The 16,106-nt window shown below is 48.6% G+C and carries 16 protein-coding genes; 5 read left to right on the forward strand and 11 right to left on the reverse strand.

The window, feature by feature from the left end; genetic code table 11:
- Positions 1-3 precede the first annotated feature (3 nt).
- The 6 genes from M975_RS10590 to azuC all read right to left on the reverse strand — a co-directional run bounded on the left by M975_RS10590 (position 4) and on the right by azuC (position 5,691).
- Positions 4-981 carry an ABC transporter ATP-binding protein gene (locus tag M975_RS10590; RefSeq protein WP_064559162.1) on the reverse strand — a complete coding sequence of 326 codons (978 nt, stop codon included), beginning with the start codon at positions 979-981 and terminating at the stop codon, positions 4-6.
- Positions 968-1,951, reverse strand: a complete 984-nt coding sequence (locus tag M975_RS10595) for an ABC transporter ATP-binding protein (protein ID WP_064559163.1) — start codon at positions 1,949-1,951, stop codon at positions 968-970. Before M975_RS10595 ends, M975_RS10590 begins: the two co-directional genes overlap by 14 nt.
- On the reverse strand, positions 1,944-2,789 hold the full coding sequence (locus tag M975_RS10600; protein WP_064559164.1) for an ABC transporter permease: 846 nt from the start codon (positions 2,787-2,789) through the stop codon (positions 1,944-1,946). The genes M975_RS10595 and M975_RS10600 overlap by 8 nt, the downstream gene beginning before the upstream one ends.
- Positions 2,790-2,793: 4 nt before the next feature.
- The gene (locus M975_RS10605) at positions 2,794-3,747 is read right to left on the reverse strand and encodes an ABC transporter permease (RefSeq protein WP_064559165.1); all 954 of its coding nucleotides are present in this window, start codon (positions 3,745-3,747) and stop codon (positions 2,794-2,796) included.
- A 66-nt stretch (positions 3,748-3,813) separates the two neighbouring features.
- Positions 3,814-5,406, reverse strand: a complete 1,593-nt coding sequence (locus M975_RS10610; RefSeq protein ID WP_064559166.1) for an ABC transporter substrate-binding protein — start codon at positions 5,404-5,406, stop codon at positions 3,814-3,816.
- A 201-nt stretch (positions 5,407-5,607) separates the two neighbouring features.
- On the reverse strand, positions 5,608-5,691 hold the full coding sequence (gene azuC, locus M975_RS22945) for a stress response protein AzuC (protein ID WP_004136622.1): 84 nt from the start codon (positions 5,689-5,691) through the stop codon (positions 5,608-5,610).
- A 215-nt stretch (positions 5,692-5,906) separates the two neighbouring features.
- On the opposite strand from azuC, the gene M975_RS10615 reads away from it, so the two are divergent.
- Positions 5,907-7,325: an MFS transporter gene (locus M975_RS10615; RefSeq protein ID WP_064559167.1), complete on the forward strand. Its 1,419-nt coding sequence runs from the start codon at positions 5,907-5,909 to the stop codon at positions 7,323-7,325.
- Positions 7,326-7,384: 59 nt separating this feature from the next.
- Here M975_RS10615 and M975_RS10620 read toward each other — a convergent pair whose 3' ends face one another.
- A complete protein-coding gene (locus M975_RS10620) occupies positions 7,385-8,023 on the reverse strand; it encodes an RpiB/LacA/LacB family sugar-phosphate isomerase (protein WP_064559168.1) in 639 nt (212 codons plus the stop codon).
- Between the two features lie 161 nt (positions 8,024-8,184).
- Complete coding sequence (locus tag M975_RS10625) at positions 8,185-9,339, reverse strand: methyl-accepting chemotaxis protein (RefSeq protein ID WP_064559169.1); 1,155 nt, start codon at positions 9,337-9,339, stop codon at positions 8,185-8,187.
- Positions 9,340-9,684: 345 nt separating this feature from the next.
- Here M975_RS10625 and yecR point away from each other — a divergent pair, with 345 nt between their 5' ends.
- The 4 genes from yecR to galE all read left to right on the forward strand — a co-directional run bounded on the left by yecR (position 9,685) and on the right by galE (position 13,059).
- Positions 9,685-10,029, forward strand: coding sequence for a YecR family lipoprotein (yecR, locus tag M975_RS10630; protein WP_064559170.1), 345 nt, complete (start codon positions 9,685-9,687; stop codon positions 10,027-10,029).
- Between the two features lie 227 nt (positions 10,030-10,256).
- Positions 10,257-10,754: a non-heme ferritin gene (gene ftnA / locus M975_RS10635; RefSeq protein WP_064559171.1), complete on the forward strand. Its 498-nt coding sequence runs from the start codon at positions 10,257-10,259 to the stop codon at positions 10,752-10,754.
- A 320-nt stretch (positions 10,755-11,074) separates the two neighbouring features.
- Positions 11,075-11,938 carry a glucosamine inositolphosphorylceramide transferase family protein gene (locus M975_RS10640; RefSeq protein ID WP_245164396.1) on the forward strand — a complete coding sequence of 288 codons (864 nt, stop codon included), beginning with the start codon at positions 11,075-11,077 and terminating at the stop codon, positions 11,936-11,938.
- 104 nt (positions 11,939-12,042) lie between these two features.
- On the forward strand, positions 12,043-13,059 hold the full coding sequence (galE, locus tag M975_RS10645; RefSeq protein ID WP_064559173.1) for a UDP-glucose 4-epimerase GalE: 1,017 nt from the start codon (positions 12,043-12,045) through the stop codon (positions 13,057-13,059).
- 58 nt (positions 13,060-13,117) lie between these two features.
- Here the strand turns inward: galE and M975_RS10650 are convergent, their stop codons facing one another.
- From M975_RS10650 to M975_RS10660, 3 genes are read right to left on the reverse strand one after another with little or no spacing between them, the layout of a single operon-like run.
- A complete protein-coding gene (locus M975_RS10650) occupies positions 13,118-14,512 on the reverse strand; it encodes a DUF4832 domain-containing protein (RefSeq protein WP_064559174.1) in 1,395 nt (464 codons plus the stop codon).
- Between the two features lie 23 nt (positions 14,513-14,535).
- The gene (locus tag M975_RS10655) at positions 14,536-14,943 is read right to left on the reverse strand and encodes a hypothetical protein (RefSeq protein WP_064559175.1); all 408 of its coding nucleotides are present in this window, start codon (positions 14,941-14,943) and stop codon (positions 14,536-14,538) included.
- A gap of 2 nt (positions 14,944-14,945) precedes the next feature.
- Positions 14,946-16,058 (reverse strand): glycosyltransferase family 4 protein, encoded by a 1,113-nt coding sequence (locus tag M975_RS10660; protein WP_064559176.1) that lies wholly within the window; start codon positions 16,056-16,058, stop codon positions 14,946-14,948.
- Between the last annotated feature and the right edge of the window lie 48 nt (positions 16,059-16,106).

Raw genomic sequence — 16,106 nt, forward strand, 5'->3', positions numbered from 1 at the left:
CTTTTACTTCCCTTCAAACAACCAGCAGGCCACCCGGTGGCCAGGTGAAATCTCCCGCATCACCGGGGCGTGGCTCTGGCACTTATCCATTGCTCTCGGGCAGCGGTTACAGAACTTACACCCCGGCCAGTCGCTCATGGCCGTTGGCAACTCACCTTTAATGCCGCCTTGATCCAGCATTTGTACATGCGGGTCAGCAACCGGAATAGAGGCCAGCAGTGCCCGCGTGTAGGGGTGCGCAGGTTCGGTATAAAGCGTCTGTGCAGGTGCCTCTTCCACCAGCGCCCCCAGATACATCACACCGATACGGTCTGAGATATGGCGGACCATTGATAAGTCGTGAGCGATAAACAGGTATGTCAGCCCAAGTGCCTGCTGCAAATCCTGCAAAATATTCACCACTTGCGCCTGCACGGAAACATCCAGTGCCGACAACGGTTCGTCGCACAACACAAATTCCGGGTTGACCGACAACGCACGCGCAATACTGATACGCTGGCGCTGCCCGCCGCTGAATTCATGCGGGAAGCGGTTCAGGTGCTCAGCTTTCAGCCCGACTTTTTCCAGCAGTTCCAGCGTGCGTGCTTCGCGCTGTGCTTTGCCATAACCGTGGATTTTCATCGGCTCGGCAATCAACTGCGCGACCGTCATCCCTGGATTGAGTGACGAGTACGGGTCCTGGAAAATAGCCTGCATACGGCGGCGCAACGGTTTAAGTTGCTTATCGCTCATTTTGGCAATGTTCTGGCCCGCGAACTCAATTTCACCGTCGGTGATATCAAACAGGCGCAACACGCTGCGGCCGAGTGTGGATTTCCCACAGCCCGACTCCCCCACCAGCCCGTAGGTTTCCCCCGGATAAATCTCGAAGCTCACGCCATCAACCGCTTTCACCGGTGGCGTTTTGTTAAACCACCCCTGCTGGCTGTGGAAGTATTTGCGTAACCCGTTCACACGAATTAATGGCTTAACGTCCTGCATGGTTCACCTCCGGATCCCATAACCAGCACATTGCCTGGTGACCTTCGCCGATCTGATGCAACGATGGCAGAGTATTACAACGTGCCATGCGCTGCGGGCAACGCTCGGCAAACGGGCAACCCGGCGGTGGGTTAAGCAAGCCCGGAGGCGAGCCTTCGATTGGCGACAGGCGAGTGTTTGCCTCACCCTGAATAGGCAATGATGCCAATAAACCACGGGTATACGGATGTGCCGGGCGATAGAAAATATCTTCCACGCTGCCCTGCTCCATCACCAGCCCGCCGTACATCACCACTACACGCGAACAGACCTGTGCAACCACACCCAGATCGTGAGTGATAAGCATAATCGCGGTGTCGGTTTGCTGCTGAAGCTGTTTTAGCAGGCGTAAAATCTGCGCCTGAATGGTCACGTCCAGGGCGGTAGTCGGTTCATCAGCAATCAGCAACGCCGGGTGGCAAGACAGCGCAATGGCTATCATCACACGCTGGCGCATGCCGCCGCTGAACTCATGCGGATACTGGTTGTAACGCTGTTCTGCGTTGCCAATCCCCACTTGTTGCAGCATGGCGATGGACTTTTCTTTGGCCGCTTTTTTGCTCAGATTCTGGTTACGCACCAGGATCTCGCTCATCTGCTTGCCAATAGTCAGCACCGGATTGAGCGCGGTCATCGGATCCTGGAAGATCATCGCAATGTCGTTACCACGAATATGGCGCATTTGCTCAGGCGTTTTACGCGCTAAATCTTCGCCCATAAAATAGATATGGCCGCCGACTACTTTGCCGTTACTGCCCAGCAATTTAAGCACCGACTTGCAAGTAACGCTTTTACCACAGCCTGATTCGCCAACGATCCCCACGATTTCGCCGCGTTGCACCGCAAAGCTCACCCCGCGCACCGCCTTCACTTCCCCTTCGCGGGTGAAGAAGGAGGTTTGCAGGTTGTCGAATTCCAGTAAATTACTCATCGCGGTTCGCTCCTGGCTCAAAGGCAGTTCGCAATACGTCGCCCAGCACGTTAAAACTCAGCACCGTCAGCAAAATAAGCAGCCCCGGGAACATCGCAAGCCAGGTGGCTTCACCAATAAAGGATTGTGCGTTGTTCAGCATGCTTCCCCATGAGGCGTTTGGCTGTTGCACACCCAGCCCAAGGAAGCTCAGGGTTGATTCCATCAGAATGGCCGACGCGATATTCAGCGTCGCCGCTACCATAATGGTTGGCAAAATATTCGGGATAATATGGCGGGCAATGATGATTAATGGGTGCTCCCCACAGGCACGCGCATAAATCACATATTCACGCTCTTTGACCGATAAGGTTTCCGCACGCACCAGGCGCGACATGCTCATCCACGTCAGCGCACTGATAATCAAAATGATATTGGCGATACCCGGCTTTAAATAAGCATTAAGCACCAGCAGCAGGAAGAAGGCAGGAATCGACATTAAAATATCGACCACGCGCATCATAATGTTATCGATTCGCCCGCCAAAATAGCCGCTAACCGTACCCACCAGCGTGCCGATCAAAGTTGAAAATAACATTGCCAGGAAACCGACCATCAACGAAATCTGGCCGCCGTACAAGGCACGGGTGAAGTAGTCTCGCCCGTAGTCATCGGTGCCAAACCAGTGGCTTGCATCCGGCGGCAATAACCTTGCGGTGAGCGACATCTGGTTTGGATCCCACGGACTGACTGCTGCCAGTAATGCAGCAATGCTGAAAATGACCAGCACCAGTAATGAGAATTGAGCTGGACGATTACGTTTCAGGCCATGTTTAACTTGTTGCCAACGTCTACTCATCGTCTTACCTCAACGCCTTAATGCGCGGATCTGCCACGCGATATAACAAGTCGGCCAATAAGTTACCCATAATCAGCATGGTCGATGACAGCATGATCATCGCCATAATGAGCGGGTAATCCAGTGAGGTTATCGACTGGATCCCCAGCAGGCCCATGCCCGGCCAGGAGAACACGCTTTCGGTGACATACGCCCCGACAAGCAGTTCGCCAAACGAGATACCAAACAAAGTGATAACCGGTAACAGGACGTTTTTAAGCACATGGCGAAAGAGAATAGAGCGACGCGTGGCACCGTATGCCAGCTGCGTTTGTACATAATCAGCCGACAGTTGCGAAATGGTGTTAGAGCGGATGTAACGCACGTAACTGGAGAGGTTGTAAAAGCTCAATGCGATACACGGCAAAATACCGTGGCGAACCACATCAAGCCATGAATCTTCGACACCAATGGTGCGCATGCCCATGCTCGGCAACCAGTTCAGCTGCACGGAAAATACCGTTATCAGCAAAATGCCGAACCAAAAAATTGGCACCGAAATACCGATATAGGCAAACATATTCAGGAAGTGATCAAGCCAGCGGTGTTTATAAGCACCCGCCAGTAAACCCAGCGGAATAGCCAGCACCATCGCCAGAACCAGGGATGCGCCCATCAGGCCGATGGTTGCCGGTATGCGCTCGGCAATCATGGTTAGCACCGGGCGGTGGTAAATCAGTGAATAGCCTAAATCCCCTTGCAGCACATTTTTGAGCCACAACAGGTATTGCATAAACATCGGTTTATCAAGCCCCAGGCTGTGACGGATATGTTCAATATCCTCAGGGCTCATGCGCGGCGTGACATACGCCTGCACCGGGTCGCCGGGTGCCAGTTTGACCAGCAAAAACGACACCAGCGAGATGAAGAAAAGCATCGGTACTAACTGCGCCAGACGCCGTACTAAAACATTGTTCATACTGCCTCAAAATTAACTCATGCAATGAGGGCCTCTCATATGAGAGGCCCTGCAAGATAAAACTTATTATTGTTGGTGGATTTTCGACAGATCCTGGAACATATAAACCGGTTTAGGCTCAGCTTCTTTCGTGCCGCCAAAACGTTTATCTACCGCAACAACCGCGTTGGTATAAGCAATGGGATACCATGCCATATCGTTTGCAACGGTTTGCTGGATTTGCTTATAGATCTCAGCACGTTTGGTTTTGTCGGTTTCGGTCGCGCCCTGGTTCCACAGCGCATCAAACGCCGGATTTTTATAATGCGCGTAGTTATAGGCTTCGTTGCTCATGTACAAAGACTTATAACCATCCGGTTCCATACCCATGATGTAGCCGCTCAGGCTCAGCTCATAAGCGGTGTTTTTCATGTCCAGGCTGCGTTGTGACATCGCGTTAGCATCCATCGGCAACAGCTCAACCGCGATACCGACGTTTTTCAACTGCTGCTGAATATACAGCCCCATGCTTTCCTGGGTTTTGTTGGTGTTGATATATGCCAGGCGCAGTTTAAGATTTGCCGGAGTGCCCGCCTCTTTCAGCAGCGCTTTCGCTTTTTCAACATCGTATTTGTAGGTTTCAACGTCGTTGGTTTGATACAACGTGTCTGGCGTCAGAATAGATGCGGCAGGCTGTGCGTAATCCAGCGAGGTGAATGCCGCCTGAACCAGTTCGTCTTTATTAATGGCATACGCGATAGCCTGGCGCAGCGCCTTGCTCTTCATGCTGTCAACGTTCTGGTTAAACGTCATATACGCCAGACGCCCTTCCGGGTAGATAACGAAGTCAAATTTACCGCTGGATTTCAGACGAGCAACGTCCTGCGGGTCAATCATCTTCATGTTGATTTCGCCGTTTTGCAGCGCAAGGTTGGCGGAGTTGCTGTCTTTGGCAAAACGGTAAGTCACAGCATCCAGTTTCGGTTTGCCATTCCAGTAGTCGTCAAAACGCGTCAGCGCGTAGTACTGACCAGCACGGTACTCTTTAAACTTGAATGGTCCAGAGCCTACAGGAGCATCATTTTTGGTGCTCTTTTCCATGTCGCCACTTTCGTTAGCAAACACATGCTGTGGGATTGGATAGATTTGTACCAGGGTGCCAACAAATGCCGCACTCACCTGTGGAAGCGTGAATTTCACCGTCAGGTCATCAACTTTGCTGACCTGAACCGGTTTATCACCATAAACAAACATACTGCGGAAGAAACTGTGCTGTTTCTCATCAAGCAATTTATTGAAGGTAAACACCACGTCTTCAGCGGTGATGGCCTGGCCATCCTGCCATTTCAGATTCGGTTTGAGTTTTAAGATGTATGAGAGGTTGTCTTCTGAAGGCGTGAGGCTTTCTGCCAGACCCCATTCAATTTTGTCACCGTTGAAGCTATACAGCGGCGCATACAGCGCTTGCATGATAGTCAGCGTAGTACGGTCGCTGGCGTAGAGTGGGTTCATCGCTAACGGATCGCCAGTGGTGACACCAACGATTAAGTTGCCGCCATCCTGGGCTGCTTGTTTTGCTGGAGCAGGTGCTGCCGCAGTATCAGTTTTCGCATCATCACAGCCAGAAAGGGCCAGGGCCAAAGAGGCAAACAGCGCAGATAACAACAAGGGTTTACGCATTTCTTCACGGACTCCGTCTCAATTAGAGCCCGCATAGTGCACCAGCCATACCCACATTGTAAATAAGTGTAAAACGCATAACCTTATGCGAAAAAGTGCTAAAGAGAGAATTGTGGATATAAAGATGAGTATGAAGAGGAAAATGGCAAATTTCAGGCATAAAAAAACCTGCCGGAGCAGGTTTTTCTTCAGTACGGCAGATTAGAACATGCCGCCCGGTGGTACATCTTTGAAGGTCTTGCAGTAGTTTTCGAACATGCTTTTCAGGATTTTGCGCAGTTTCATTGTGTGCTCCAGTTATTATTTTTACAGGTGTTGCTCTTTATGCGTTCAATAATAAGACATCCGTCACATAAATCAATAGTTTTGTGATGCTCATCACACATTTTCAGTGTGGATTTTACAAGTTCGTCACACAAAATGGCTTGCATATCCACGACTTAACTGGTTAATTGGCTCAACAATTTTTTAAAACATTATTTTAATTTTGAACTTCACTCATGACTGACTCATCTTCCCCGGCACCAAAACGTGGCATTTCAGGTATGGCACTGCTGGTCGCAGGTGCTTTCTTTATGGAATTTCTCGACGGGACCGTCATTGCTACCGCATTGCCAGAAATGGCGCGGACGTTTGGCGTTGATGCTGTTGACTTGAATATTGGCATGAGCGCCTATTTGCTCACCCTCGCGGTGTTGATTCCTGCCAGCGGCTGGATTGCCGACAGGTTTGGTGCGCGCAAAGTTTTCACCCTCGCACTCGCTATTTTCACGTTTTCATCCGTTCTGTGTGGTATTGCGAATACGCTTGAGCAGTTCGTTGCGATGCGCATATTGCAGGGCGTAGGCGGCGCACTGATGGTGCCCGTCGGGCGGCTTGCGGTGTTACGCACCACGCCCAAGCATTTGCTTATCACCGCTATCGCCACGTTAACCTGGCCGGCACTCGTTGCGCCGATCATCGGCCCGCCGCTGGGTGGCTTCATCACCAGTTATGCGTCATGGCGTTGGATTTTTTATATCAACCTGCCGCTGGGTTTGATTGCTATGGCGCTGGCCTGGCGGTTGATCCCCGATATTCACGATGACGATCGCCGGCCGTTTGACGGGATTGGTTTTACCGGCACCGCCGTGGCGATGATTAGCCTGGTGTACGGGCTGGAGATGCTGGGGCAGTCGCAAGTGAATGTGCTGCCAACCGTCAGCCTTCTTTTGCTGGGTGCCGCAGCGCTGTGGTTTTCACTCTGGCATTTTAAACATGCTAAACACCCGATGATTCGCCTCGAAGCATTAAAGGTGCAAACCTTTGGCGTGACGATGTACGGAGGGTCACTGTTCCGCACCTCTATCAGCGCGGTGCCATTTTTATTACCGCTGCTGTTCCAGGTCGGGTTCGGGATGGATGCTTTTCATTCCGGCTTGTTGGTGTTAGCCGTGTTCGCCGGAAACCTCGCGATGAAACCGGCAACTACGCCGCTGATTCGCGCATTAGGTTTCAAAAAACTGCTGATGATTAACGGACTACTGAACGTGGCGTCTTTGCTGGCCTGTGCGTTTCTCACGCCACACACCAGCGCCTGGTTAACGATGGCAATCCTGTTCTTCGGCGGCATGTTCCGCTCAATGCAATTTACCGGTATCAGCACCCTCGCCTTCTCCGATGTCCCGTCCACGCAGATGAGCTACGCCAACACGCTTTTCAGCACCGCGACGCAGCTTTCAGTCGGGCTGGGAATCACGCTGGGTGCGATTGGTATTCGCCTGGGTGAGAAAATCAGCCAATGGCTGGATATCACTTCAATTCCGGGTATCACCATCAAACTTTCATTTGTGATGATCACGTTGATTTGCCTGGTGGGGCTGATTGATTTGCTGCGCCTACCGCGAAACGCCGGTAGCAGCGTGTCTAAAAAGCAGTGATTGAAAGGAGAAATAAATAAGGCCAGCAAAAGCTGGCCTTATTCTATTATCAGAAATGATTAAGCAAGGATTTCGCGTACGAACGCTTCAATCTCTTTATTCTGGCAGTTTTCGAAGAAGCACTTCTGGAAACGTTCGCCAGTCACAGCAGTTTTCACAAGCTCCGGGTCGATAGAACGCAGCGTGTCCAGGTAGTTTTCTTTCACCACCGCGGCTTTAACCTGGTTCAGGATACCGGCGTTACGAACCTGTGGCTCTTTACGCTCAATCGGGTAGCCTTCGCCTTTACGGCCAGTGAACGCTTTTTCGAACATGTAACGTACGTTCAGTTCTGCACCCCAGCCGAAGCCTTTAGCGAATGCCAGTGACAGCGCGTTACCGTTGTTGATTTGAGAGAACAGGAAAGCATCGGCTGGATCCATGCAGTAGCCACAAACCACACCAGGGTGAATGTTCAGAGACATCATTGCACCCTGGCCTGTGCCACAACCGGTCACAACGAAATCAACGGCTTTAGAGTTCAACAGAATGCTGGCCATAATACCGAGGTGGATGTAAGTCAGGTGGTGGTCCTGCTCATCGCTCATGCCTACGTTGTAAACCGGGTACTCTTTTTCAGCAGCAACCGCTTGCAACTCATTAAGAATGATTGCGTTTTTGCCAGCCTGACTGTTTTCCATCATCAGTGCTATTTTCATTTCCGTCTCCTGATTGGGTCACGGGATTTCCCGCAGTGAATAGCGTTGGTATGCATTAACCATACTATCTAGCAAACAGACTTTCAAATTTAATGAAATTTTGTTTTAAAAAATTAAGAGGCGCTCACACTTCTGCCGTTTGCTATACATATTCACGTTTTTCAGACGGCTCTGGCGATACGAAACATCGCCACAATATCGTTCAGTTGATGCGCCTGTTTTTCCAGTTCAACAGACGAAAGCGCCGATTGATGCACCAGCGTAACGTTCTGTTGAGTCACCGCGTCCATCTGTTTTACTGCAATCCCTACCTGCCCGATTCCTTTACTCTGCTCACCCGACGCGCTGGCAATATCACCCATAATATTATTCACTTGTGTCACCGCATCGACGATTTCACCCATCGCTTCGCCCGCTTTTTTAACCTGCTCAGAACCTGTATGGATATTATCCACCGACTCTTTGAGCAATGTTTCAATCTCTTTGGCCGCCAGTGCACTGCGCTGGGCAAGGTTACGCACTTCACTTGCTACCACAGCGAACCCACGGCCCTGCTCACCCGCACGCGCAGCTTCTACCGCAGCATTGAGCGCCAGGATATTGGTCTGGAAGGAAATGCTATTAATGACCGTCGTGATATCAACAATTTTGTGCGAGCTGCTGGTGATTCTGTCCATCGTGGACATCACCTTTTTCACCGACTCGCCACCATTAAGCGCGGTCTTGGTGGCATTCTTTGCAAGCTGGCTGGCATGGCTGGCATTTTCAGCGTTGAGCGTCACGGTGCTGCTCAGCTGTTCCATGCTGGCGGTGGTCTCTTCCAGAGCCGCAGCGAGCTGCTCAGAGCGGCTCGAAAGCTCATTGTTTACGCCAGCCACTTCCGTCGCATTTCCCCGGATGGTATGGGCGCTGAAACGAATATTGGAAACCGCTTTTTCCCAGTTTGCCTGCATTTTTTGAATCGGTGCCACCATCAGACCAATACAATTACTGCCTAAATCCGGTAATTCTGCCTCGAGTTCACCACGCGCAAGGACATGCATGTGCGCGCGAATATTTTCCACCGGTTTCACCAGGCAGTGGTACAGATAGCGTTCGGTCACCATGGTGATAACCATGCTTGCCAGCACGGATGCACCAAGCAGAAACTGCACAATGTCGATCCACTTTTCCTGCCGCGCATTGAGCGTACTGTTTTGTTCCAAATCCTGTAAAAACCACAGCGCCAACCCAGAAACACCGAGCCAGGCGACTGTCGAGAAGATCAGTATCAGCACGACCATGGCGCGTATTTTGATGTTACGAATAAACTTCATGTGTTGTATTTCCCCGGTGAAAAATCAAATGCCTTTATGCAGCTGCACCGCCCATGTTGCCCTCAGCTCCGTTTATTCGGTTTTTGTATGCCAATACCGAGGTTAAGTTGTGCATTATCAGTATTGTCGGCACGATTCAGCTAAACTTGATAACATTTGAGATCAAATTTTAATCACCTTACGGATGGCGTGGTGGTTATTTATCACCTGATAAAAAACTTTAATTTACGTTAGGTATTTTATATTTAATTAACTTAAGTGAAATTAAACCTGTTTATTTTGTTGCTCATTTTCTCTATTTCCGCGTGCTAAAATCATAAAAAATATCCTTCGGGCATCAGCAAAATGAAAACAGTTTATTTAGTATTAGCCGCTGCGTTATTAACCAGCTGCACGATAAATAAAACACCACAGCCGGTTAAAGGGAGCGAGGTCGCAGGTGTGGTTCGCCTGGGTTTTGATCTCGCCGTTTTGCAAAATGGAAAAGTGGACAGCTACATTGCGCAATCTGCGGCCAGTCAGCAATGCCAGCAGTGGGGTTATATCGCCGCATTTCCCTACGGCGAGCCTATCAAAACCTGCAGCCTGACCAGCGGCGCACTGTGCCTGAACCAGAAAGTCACGCTTGAGTACCAGTGCCGCGGTGTGGGGATGGAGCATAACCTGAGAAATGAGATGGCAGTTCAATAAGTCAGGCGGGTAAAAACAGATTGAATGAAGGCGGGTTGAAATATATCTTCCGGCCCATCCAATTAAATAATAATCATTCTTATTGTTAATATTATATCAACCAATAAACGGAATAATATTAGCAACCATTCTCATTACACTAATATAATTAACAATTTCTTTGCATTATCGAAATAATAAAATTAAAGTAGCGCTATTGTTAAATATCTATTCTTACGGAGCACATCATGCTTAAAGCTGAAATGATCGAAAAACTTAATGAACAAATGAATCTTGAACTTTACTCTTCCCTTCTTTACCAACAGATGAGTGCATGGTGTAGCTACCACAGCTTTGAAGGTGCTGCTGCCTTCCTGCGTCGCCATGCTCAGGAAGAGATGGAGCATATGCAGCGCCTGTTTGCCTATTTAACGGATACCGGCAGCCTGCCGCGCATTAACGCGGTCCCCGCTCCAGACCACGACTACACATCGCTCGATAACCTGTTCAATGCCACTTACGAACACGAGCAGTTAATTACTCGTAAGATTAACGAACTGGCTCATGCCGCGATGACATCCCAGGATTATCCAACCTTTAATTTCCTGCAATGGTATGTTTCTGAACAGCACGAAGAAGAAAAACTGTTCAAATCTGTGCTGGATAAATTAAGTCTGGTGGGTAAAAGTGGTGAAGGTCTGTATTTCGTAGATAAAGAACTTGCTACTCTGGATACTCAGGCTTAATCAAATATTATCGGCAAGTATGCTTTGTACTTGCCGTTTTTCATTATGAGTCACCCCCTCGTTGCCATTTATCTTATCACCCCACATCCACACACCTCTAAAAACAGCAACTTTTTCTCATGTTAACAGGCGAATACTCGCTCAGTAGCTATACTCCTAGACGGATGCCACTGCGCCCCCTGGACAGTTAAGTCAAATTAAATAATAAGCATCATGTTTTTCCTGATACTAGTGATAACTAATATGGGTAATATGATAAAATGTTAAGCATAAACAATAAGATAATTAAAAAGCTATTTTTCCATGAATCCTGGGACATCATGATCGTCAAAAGTCATGTGCATTTATTCCCTGAAAACACCCTGGATATTTTAAACAATTCAAAAGCACAGCTTCTTAATAAAAAATACACCTTCCAGGCCGACCCTTTTATCATTGAGAAAGATGATAAATTATATGTCTTCTATGAAGCCTTGAGCTTTCTGAACGCCAAAGGGATCCTGAGATGTCGGGTGCTGAACCATAAACTGGATGAAATTGAAGATCTCAGGCTCGAAGGCTTTGATGACCTGAAGTGCCACTTATCATTTCCATTCATGTTTTATCTGGATGGCACCTTGTTTATGATCCCCGAATCTTCCGAAAGAAAGGAAGTGGTATTATTTCAATCCACCGAATTTCCTGCACGCTGGCAGAAAGTAAAGGTGTTAATTCCGGATGCAGAATACACAGACAATATATTTTTCAAATTAGATGACCATTTCTATCTCATTTCCACAACCATGGAAAATGAGATGGTTATCCACACTGCGCAGACGCTGTTCGGTGAGTGGCAAAAAATAACGCCATCGTTAAAACTGTGTAATGACCACCACCGCGGAGCAGGTACGCCGTGGTCTATCAATAATAAAAACTACCTTATCACCCAGGAGTGCCTCCCAGGTTGTTACGGAAAGTCTGTTTTTATCAAAGAGCTAGTCAGTTTATGCCCTGCAAATTTTGAAGAAAAACTGGTTACCAATATCACCCCTGAAATAAACCAAAGTGCTGGCATTCATACTTTAAATTTCTCAAGTAACTATATTGTCTATGACACGAAGCACTGGAATTTCAGCTTATTGTCTCCTTTAAAAAAGGCTTCGTTTAAATTTTTCACCCGCTACCGAAAACAACTCTTCGTTTGAATTAATAAGGAAAATCTGCCGACAAAGACTACGCTTTAAGAAGAACAAATAGCGAGTTCAGACCTAAAACAATGCTGGTTTTGTAATATTTATCTGGAGATATTATGACAATTCTTGTAACTGGTGGTGCTGGCTACATTGGCTCACATACCGTTCTGGCTTTACTGGAAAGAGGGGATGACGTAGTTGTTATCGATAATCTTTCAAACTCGTCAAAAGTATCTCTGGAGCGGGTAACGGAATTAACCGGAAAGGAGCCGACTTTATACGTTGCTGATATTTTAGACCGTCATGTGCTGAGGAATATTTTTTCAAATCATACTATTACCGATGTTATCCACTTTGCGGGTTTGAAATCGGTGGGTGAGTCGATAACTAAACCTCTCGAATATTATGAAAACAATGTCGTTGGCACCCTGGTTTTACTCCATGAGATGCTACAGGCAGGCGTAGACAGCCTGATCTTTAGCTCGTCGGCAACGGTTTATGGGAACCCCGAAAAGGTGCCATTGAGCGAAGAGTGCCAGACCGGGGGCACGACAAACCCGTACGGCACGTCCAAATTGATGGTTGAGCAGATTCTGCGTGATTTCTCTCTCGCCCAACCTGAGTTCCGCATTACTTGCCTGCGCTATTTTAACCCGGTGGGTGCACATGAGTCTGGCCGAATCGGTGAAGATCCAAATGGTATTCCGAACAACCTGGTGCCGTACATTTCACAGGTAGCCATTGGCAAACTCGAATGCCTGTCGGTGTACGGCAATGATTACCCTACTCCCGATGGCACCGGGGTGCGTGATTATATCCATGTGTTAGATCTGGCAAGCGGTCACCTTGCGGCATTAGATCATAAAGCCGAAGGTTCTCCCTTCAAAGCGATCAACCTGGGAACAGGTGTGGGTTATTCCGTCATTGATCTGATTCAGGCTTTTGAAAAAGCAGCGCAAACCAGGATTAATTATCGGATAGTCGAACGACGTGCGGGCGATGTGGCGGAGTGCTGGTCAGATTCTTCGTTAGCCCGGCAACACCTTGGCTGGCAAGCGACCCGAACAATTGATGATATGATACGTGACACTTGGAACTGGCAAAAAAATAACCCTGATGGGTATGGTTCCTGATTATCTGTTTGGAGCTTTAACGCGATGAGCGCTGCCTGGCAGGCTCATCGCGAACACTTTATTCAACGTTTAATTTCGATACCCGATACCAGCCATCATTGCGCTTGCCTTCATTTGCCAGGTTTATCCTCGGTTTCCCATGCCCATCCAGCATCGCCACCTCAATATAGTATTGCCCTTTGTCCGCCGTTGCCGGAATTAACAGGCGGTAATTCGCCGACTGAACGCCTGGCAACCAGGTACGAATATCATCGTTCGTTTTACCCTGCGCTATAACCTTATCCGACCCATTCACCACGCGCCATGTCAGGTCATATTTAAGATAAACAGGTGCGATACCGTCATTCGCCCACTGGCTGGTAAGCGCAAGACTGGCTCCTTTCCCCACCACTGCCGGGTGGCTTAACGACGCAAGGCGGAAGCGATAGCCCAGTTTCGTTAGCGCCTGATCGACAATGCCGCGATATTCTTTAGGAACTTCGCGTGATTTCAAATTAATCGTGCTGGCATGCTGTTCAATCGCCCAGTCAAATGTCCGTTGCACCTCTGCCAGGCTGTAATGTTGCTCAGTCTTCCATTCCGGCATATACCCGCAGATTTCAAAACTCACCGGCGCCCGTTTCCAGGCATCATTAAAACCGGAATACGCAGACTGAGCCGCGTCTAAACGCTGCGGATAGTCATCCTCCATCAAATTCCAGGTCGCCGAAAAGTTACGCCAGTCGCCCAGACAGTCGGCACGCCAGCCTGCGCCCTGCTTCACGGCACTGACCAGGTTATCGCCACCGGCAATCAGCATGATTTTGGGTGTTTTTGGAAACGCGGCAAAATGCATTCGGACGTACTTTTCTAATTGCGCGGGCGTATAGCGTTTTTCAAGTGGTTTCATGGAGGGGAAATTGCTGTTATGCCACTCGCCCCACGACCCCACCATTCCGATATCGACGTATGCGAGGTTTTCATTACCGTCGTAACGTTTGCCAAATGCATTAAGCAGCCGCTGGCTGTATTGGAAGAAAATAGGGTCGTCCAAATCCGGAGCGAAGGTTTTTCGGTCTGAAGTCCAGACCCCTTTCACCCCTTTTTTAATTAACCAGTCGGGGATTTTCGAACCACTTTCCGGGCCATCAAGCGCCATAAAACGCAGCCCAACATTCATGGCCGGTTGGTGCATTGCCGCGAATTTAAAAGCATCGTCAACCAGAGCGTAATTATATTGCCCTTCTACGGGTTCAAGTTCTGACCAGTAAAAACGCTCATACTCAATGCCCGTATCAGGATATTGCGCCACAGTCAGTTGCTCACCGTATCCCTGATGAAAACTGGCGATACCCATGCCAGGATTGGTCAGCGGGCCTGCCAGCGCCTTCGGGGTGACGACTGTCATCGACTCAGCCAATGCGGTTCCCGGAACGACCATGCACATCAACGCTACAAAAGTTTTAATATTCATAGTGATTCCGTTTTCCGCAGAGATTAGTTGTTTTTTAAGCTGAGCCACCAGTCCCAAATGCCGACGTGAAAATCACGAATCAAGTCGATTCCCGCCGCTGACTTCAGCATGTAGAGCGTCAATAAAACACACAGCGTGCCGAAGAGGACGCCAAACAAAATCAGAATCGTTACGATGATGCGCACCAGGGTCGATTCTTTGCGCAGCCGCTTGCGCAGGTCGCGCCCGAGCAAGAAGACCATGTAGTAACGAGAACCAAAAAAGGGGAAACTTTTACGAATATCAATGCGGTGGCGCGAGGACAGCGTGACCGAAATCAGCGCATCCTCTATCTCTTGCTTCTGCTCAGGTGTCAGCTGTGCCTGTGTTTGCTCATCAAGCACCTGATAAAACTGTTCAATGACGAGTGGGCGTCTGGTTGAATTGCTCAAGTTTAACCTATTGATTTGTTTATTAAATGGTAGACACTAACTGTTTTCCTGGCAATTTCACGCCAGTCATAGGTTTGCATAAACTCACCGTAATCAGCCGATTCCAGCTCGGATCTCGCCTTAATTTTCTGCGCTAAATCAGCTACATTGCCCACTTTAAAATAGGCATCTGCAGGCAGCCCTACTTCCAGATTAGCAGGAATATCACTGACTACCGCCGGGAGTGAATATGACATTGCCTCGAGCAGTGCTATTGGTAATCCTTCATGATATGAGGGCATTATAAACAGCTTAGCCTGAGAAAATACGGCCTTAAGCGCGTCGCCTTTTAAAAAACCGGTCAAAATAACATTCGGTGTTTTTATCGCTAATTGCTTCAGACGCATGCTGTAATCAGAAGGATGGTCCGCGTCACCCACTAACACTAATGTCTCGGACACTCCCGATTGTTGATAAGCAATAATCAGGTCATGAAGCCCTTTTTCTTCCACAAAACGCCCGACCGCCACAAGATATTTCTTAGGTTTCAGCGCATAGCGGTCGAGCGTTTTATGGATTGTTTCATCTGTCAGAAGTTGTGGAATATTCACACCGTTGTAAATCAGATGAGCATCCATTCGGCCATGTTTCTTCTGGATCAGCTGATTGATCACGTCAGAAATAACGATAACTTCGTTAGCGTAGTTTACGGCAAATTTCTCGCCCATCAGCAAAGCCTGTTTCGCAATATATCCCCACTTCTGGCGCTCATAATCCGGGCCATGGTGCGTAAATACCACTTTCTTACCCAATAAACGCAGTAACGGCACCACAAGCCCTGGGCCAATGGCATGGACATGGACGATAGAGGATCCATCAACGCACGTTTTAAACGCGCTCAAAACAGAATGGGCAATGGCTTCTAAAGAACGTTTTTTCGGCGCCCACAGCGCCAGAGTGGCGACGTTTTTATATTGTGACTGTTTATAATCAACGTAAGGAGAACGCGCGATAACGCAAATATCGACGTCAAACTGTTGTTTGATGGCGGGATAAAGATTTTGGCAATGCGTTTCCACCCCGCCTAACACATCAGGAATGCCGCGCGTGCCCAGAACAGTGATTTTCTTGCTCATATTATGGCTTGCTTAACAGTTCATCATACAATTTTAGCAACTCGTATA

Source organism: Buttiauxella brennerae ATCC 51605, from assembly GCF_001654925.1.
In the GTDB taxonomy this organism is placed as follows: Bacteria; Pseudomonadota; Gammaproteobacteria; order Enterobacterales; family Enterobacteriaceae; genus Buttiauxella; species Buttiauxella brennerae.

Bases quoted from the DNA above. Each gene is read 5' to 3' on its own strand.
- azuC (WP_004136622.1), bottom strand. From the start codon at position 5,691: ATGAAACTGCGCAAAATCCTGAAAAGCATGTTCGAAAACTACTGCAAG.
- galE (WP_064559173.1), top strand. From the start codon at position 12,043: ATGACAATTCTTGTAACTGGTGGTGCTGGCTACATTGGCTCACATACC.
- M975_RS10600 (WP_064559164.1), bottom strand. From the start codon at position 2,789: ATGAGTAGACGTTGGCAACAAGTTAAACATGGCCTGAAACGTAATCGT.
- M975_RS10625 (WP_064559169.1), bottom strand. From the start codon at position 9,339: ATGAAGTTTATTCGTAACATCAAAATACGCGCCATGGTCGTGCTGATA.
- M975_RS10650 (WP_064559174.1), bottom strand. From the start codon at position 14,512: ATGAATATTAAAACTTTTGTAGCGTTGATGTGCATGGTCGTTCCGGGA.
- M975_RS10595 (WP_064559163.1), bottom strand. From the start codon at position 1,951: ATGAGTAATTTACTGGAATTCGACAACCTGCAAACCTCCTTCTTCACC.
- M975_RS10610 (WP_064559166.1), bottom strand. From the start codon at position 5,406: ATGCGTAAACCCTTGTTGTTATCTGCGCTGTTTGCCTCTTTGGCCCTG.
- M975_RS10615 (WP_064559167.1), top strand. From the start codon at position 5,907: ATGACTGACTCATCTTCCCCGGCACCAAAACGTGGCATTTCAGGTATG.
- yecR (WP_064559170.1), top strand. From the start codon at position 9,685: ATGAAAACAGTTTATTTAGTATTAGCCGCTGCGTTATTAACCAGCTGC.
- M975_RS10640 (WP_245164396.1), top strand. From the start codon at position 11,075: ATGATCGTCAAAAGTCATGTGCATTTATTCCCTGAAAACACCCTGGAT.
- M975_RS10660 (WP_064559176.1), bottom strand. From the start codon at position 16,058: ATGAGCAAGAAAATCACTGTTCTGGGCACGCGCGGCATTCCTGATGTG.
- M975_RS10605 (WP_064559165.1), bottom strand. From the start codon at position 3,747: ATGAACAATGTTTTAGTACGGCGTCTGGCGCAGTTAGTACCGATGCTT.
- M975_RS10620 (WP_064559168.1), bottom strand. From the start codon at position 8,023: ATGAAAATAGCACTGATGATGGAAAACAGTCAGGCTGGCAAAAACGCA.
- M975_RS10590 (WP_064559162.1), bottom strand. From the start codon at position 981: ATGCAGGACGTTAAGCCATTAATTCGTGTGAACGGGTTACGCAAATAC.
- ftnA (WP_064559171.1), top strand. From the start codon at position 10,257: ATGCTTAAAGCTGAAATGATCGAAAAACTTAATGAACAAATGAATCTT.